Origin of the sequence: Bradyrhizobium sp. NBAIM08, from assembly GCF_020193935.1 — a bacterium.
GTDB classification, from domain to species: Bacteria; Pseudomonadota; Alphaproteobacteria; order Rhizobiales; family Xanthobacteraceae; genus Bradyrhizobium; species Bradyrhizobium yuanmingense.
Genome location: NZ_JADYVR010000282.1, coordinates 1 through 455, shown reverse-complemented (window position 1 = coordinate 455; position 455 = coordinate 1). Strand labels below are relative to the sequence as shown.

The window sequence follows — 455 nt, the reverse complement described above, 5'->3', positions numbered from 1 at the left end:
TGTGCTGCGCGAACTCCTCAGGGGTGTTGTTCGCCGTGGCGAACGCGAGCTTGGCCCGGGGGGCGACGTCGTGGACGATCTCCAGCATCGCGGTGCCCTCGTCGCCGTAGCCGGGCTTGAGGACCCGCACGTCCGCCGGCAGGTCTCCGCTGGCCATCGAGGCCGTCAACGAGTCGACGCCGTCAGACAGCACGCCGACGGTGATGCCGACCCCCGAGAGCTTGCGCGCGGCGCGGGCCCGGTCGGCCCCGTGGGTCTTGTCCCCCTCGGCGAGGATCGACCCCACGCGACTCGTCGTGGAGTCCTGGGTGGACGCGAGAGCCGCGTCGAGCCGTTGGCCCACGCGCTGGGCCCGCTCGACCTTGTCCATCCGTGCGGCCGCCTGCGCTCCCGGCTTGGCCGGGTCTGACGTGATGAAGCCCCACGTCAGCGACGTGACGCGGTGGACCTCGGGG

1 pseudogene is annotated in these 455 nt (G+C 72.5%); it reads right to left on the bottom strand.

What is annotated here, in order from left to right:
• Window positions 1-370, bottom strand: a pseudogene (locus I6F37_RS39505) (hypothetical protein); the annotation flags it as partial.
• Window positions 371-455 lie beyond the last annotated feature (85 nt).